The organism is Prosthecobacter sp. (genome assembly GCF_044373815.1).
GTDB lineage: Bacteria > Verrucomicrobiota > Verrucomicrobiia > Verrucomicrobiales > Verrucomicrobiaceae > Prosthecobacter.
In genome coordinates, this window is the sequence record NZ_JBIPNG010000600.1 from 1 (window position 1) to 3,437 (window position 3,437).

Annotated in this window: 3 protein-coding genes; 2 read left to right on the plus strand and 1 reads right to left on the minus strand. The window is 53.3% G+C overall.

All coding sequences use genetic code 11. The features are described from left to right. Together ACIREA_RS28890 and ACIREA_RS28895 are read left to right on the plus strand one after the other, a co-directional pair. Positions 1–557 (plus strand): RNA polymerase sigma factor (locus tag ACIREA_RS28890; RefSeq protein ID WP_397385786.1); only part of this gene is annotated, 557 nt, incomplete at its 5' end. 59 nt (positions 558–616) lie between these two features. After that, a complete protein-coding gene (locus ACIREA_RS28895; RefSeq protein WP_397385787.1) occupies positions 617–1,147 on the plus strand; it encodes a hypothetical protein in 531 nt (176 codons plus the stop codon). Between the two features lie 29 nt (positions 1,148–1,176). Here ACIREA_RS28895 and ACIREA_RS28900 read toward each other — a convergent pair whose 3' ends face one another. Next, positions 1,177–3,408, minus strand: a complete 2,232-nt coding sequence (locus ACIREA_RS28900) for a protein kinase (protein WP_397385788.1) — start codon at positions 3,406–3,408, stop codon at positions 1,177–1,179. Positions 3,409–3,437 lie beyond the last annotated feature (29 nt).

Here is a 3,437-nt window from a genome sequence, read left to right on the forward strand (position 1 = left end):
ATAAGATCGCGGGCGGTTATGCGAACATTCCCGGCATGACCGTCGATGACGTGCGTGCCGTAGCGCATGCGGCGCTGCATCGGGCGTCGCTGGCGTTTGATCCGGCACGCGGAGCGTTTGAGGCGTATGCAGCTCGGGCCATTCGGAATGCGCTGAACTCGCTGCATCAAAAGGAAGTTCGTCATGCCCAGCAGCATCTGCCGGAAGCCGACCTCGCCCTCGCAGCGTTCACTACGACTGGCAGCACCGCGCCCAGCCAGCGGCTGCCGGATGAGTTTCAGGATGTGCTGAGCCAGGTCCGCTCGCAGGAGAGTCGTCGTGTGTTGGAAAATTTGCTGGCCTCACTGCCTGCACGGACTCAGCAAATCCTCGCTCTTGTCGCTGAGGGGCACAGCTACGCCGAGATCGGCGAGCGATTGGGTGTCTCCAAGCAGGCGGTCCATAAAGCCGCCGCTGCGGCATTGGACAGCCTCCGGGAACAACTGGCCGCTAAAGGCTTTGGCGGACTCGACTCGCAGGGATTTCTGCGCACCGCGACACGTGAACCCTCACCGTGACCGTGGTGAGCAGCCTGGAGTGTGTTTGAGATAGGGCTGCAGCTGTGCTATCTCACCTCATGTTCATTGACTGCCTCCAGCGGGAGCTTGCCGTCTGCCACCATGCCGAAATCGAGCCGTTTCTCGCGGCTGATCCGGGGCGCTGGCAGGTCATCAGCATACGCGAGCCCCACCACCCGGAGGCGGTGCTCACCCACGCCCGGAAAGCGCATGCCGTGGTGTTTGAGGATGTCTTCACGCCGGAGGGCACGCACGGCCACGGGCCGAAACCGGCGCACTTGCAGGGCATCCTGCGCTTCGTGGCGCAGAGCGGGCGCGAGCCACTGCTCGTCCAGTGCTGGGCCGGGCGCTCCCGCAGCACCGCCGTGGCCCTCGTGGTCATCGTGAAGACCCTGTGGGGCCAAGGCATCGACGGCCCCGAGATGGTTCGCCGCGCCGCGGACACGCTGCTGGCGATCCGCCCCCTCGCCATCCCCAACCGCCTCGTGCTGCGCCTTGGCCTGGAGGAGTTCCTTCACCATCCACTCGGGCAGACCCTCAGCAAGGCGCTGGTGGAGGAGCCGAGAATTCGACAGAACTTTGTGGATTGAGACTTCTGGTGCCAGCAAGCCGCCCAGTGTTACGGAGTAAATAGATCGTGCCTTGTGGGCTTGGGCGGTCGGGATAAAGCGTATGGGCTAGAGAAACCGAGAAACTTTTCAGCTATTTGAATACACTCTTTGGTTCTATACCACCACCTACTGCCGCTCAAAAAACCGGCTTGGATAGCTTTTACGTGGATCACTTGGCTACACCTCCCTGACCTCATATCCCAGAAGCGAATATCCTTTCCCACTGAAAGGCCCCAAAGGCCATCAATTGATAATGCTGCGAATGAGCAAGCTCCGCCCGGAACTTCAATGTCTTGAATTACATCAGTAGTACCAATCTCAATTAGACGCAGCCGCAGAGTCGAAGCAGCAAGCATAAATTTCTCATTGTTCGAGATTGCCAAACTGTGAGATCCAAAAGGTAGAGTCGCCAAAGTTTTTCCGTTAATCACAGACCAAATCTTAGTGTTAGCGTCACAAGCCGAAGCTCCAATTGAAGTGGAGACAGCAACCGTTTTCACTGGACCAAAGTGTTCGCCAAATACCTTAAACATTCGCCTGGAATTAATTTCCCATGCTCGAATAGTACCATCTTCGCTTCCTGATAAAATAAGTGAATCGTCTCGGGTAATTGCGACGGAGTTCACTGCCCCGGCGTGCCCTTTCAAAAGTGAACTGCAACTCCCACTTTTTAGATCCCAGATGCCAACTGTTTTGTCTGAACTGCCAGTTATTGCAATCTGTGAATCACTCGTGGTCATAACGCAGAGTATTGGTTCTGAATGCCCTTTGGCATTAGATACACATTTGTCCGTGCTTAATTCCCACACTTTTAAATTGATGTACAAATATCTTTTCTCATCGCTTTTCCAAGCCCCACCACAGGCAATTGCTTTTGCATGATCTGCTGAAAATGCCAAAGCAGTGGCGTTGCCAATCATTCCTTTCAAATGTGTTCTACCACAAAGACTCTTTGAAATAGAATTCAGAGTACTTCGGGCCGAGAACTGCTCTCCTGGCTCTAATGTGCCAAAGGAAAGCGCTGAATTTAAAAGTGCTGTTCCATGATCAAGATCGCCAGCTTCAATATGCCATAACCCCATCAGGTAGCTTTCTCTGGCGTTTAAAGGAAACCCAACGCTTACATTTTGCCAAAAAGCATTTTCCTTTATCTTGCCGATCCGCCAAAGAAACAACGCCCTATTGTAGCTAGACTCCAAGTGCTTTTCATTCAACGAGATAGCCTTATCAAACGCAGAAACCGCTTCCGCCTGCCTTCCCAGTTCCAGTAAAGATACGCCTTTGTTATTTAGGTCATCGGCAGTCGTTACGAATGAATCCAAAGGTTTGATCTGGAATTTTGGGCTTATTGAGCGAGCAACCAAGCTCAAAGTGTCGATAGCTCTTTGCAGGCTATGTGGTCTGAATGTGGCGTTTGAAATAAGGTGCTCAGCCAAAAGTAGAGCAACCGGATCGGACTTCACTTCTGTGCCGTAATGCGCAGATAAAGCATCAGGGCCGAATCTTCCGTCCACCCATCCACGCTCACCTTGCATCATCTCGAGCACTACCAGAGCCCAACTCCAGATGTCCGAACGAGAGGATAATGGCTCGCCTCGAAACTGCTCTGGGGAAGCGTACTCAGGTGTTAACATACCTGCGTTTTCCACCCATACGGTTGCCCCTGGAATATCGATTCTTGATTTGCCCAATGGCTTCAGAAACGAACGAGCCCGTGCCAGTCCAAAATCAGAGAGCTTGGCGGTGCCATTAGGTGCCATCAAGATATTCGCGGGTTTCACATCTTGATGAACTAGGCCTTTCCCATGCGCAAACGTCAGCGCGGACGCAATCTGAATCGCTATATCGAGTACTCTCAACATTCGAGTATTGGAGTCTCCTTCATATAAACGGCCATTCTTGATCCAGTCGGCAAGCGACCCTCCTTCGACATACTCCGCAAACAAGTGCGGAACTCCGCCGAAGCGGCGCACATAGTAACAAGTAACAATGTGCGCGTGCAGGCCAAGGTGGACCCAAGTTTCCGCTTCACGCTCAAAATCCTTCTTCTGGCAGTCGTTCTCGAAGAATTCCGCACGAGGGGATTTTACCGCCAGCTCCATGTTCCATTCGCGGTGGTAGATCCGATAAACAATCCCCATTCCTCCACCCTCGAGCTTCTCGCGGACTTCGTAGCGGTTTAAGATGACATCGCCTACTTGCCATTCGAAAGGGACGCTTTCAGGTGTTCTGTAATCCATGAAGTGCGGCGTATTCTGTCGGGGTTATG

Coding starts and splice junctions, on each gene's coding strand:
- ACIREA_RS28895 (WP_397385787.1), top strand. CDS start 617: ATGTTCATTGACTGCCTCCAGCGGGAGCTTGCCGTCTGCCACCATGCC.
- ACIREA_RS28900 (WP_397385788.1), bottom strand. CDS start 3,408: ATGGATTACAGAACACCTGAAAGCGTCCCTTTCGAATGGCAAGTAGGC.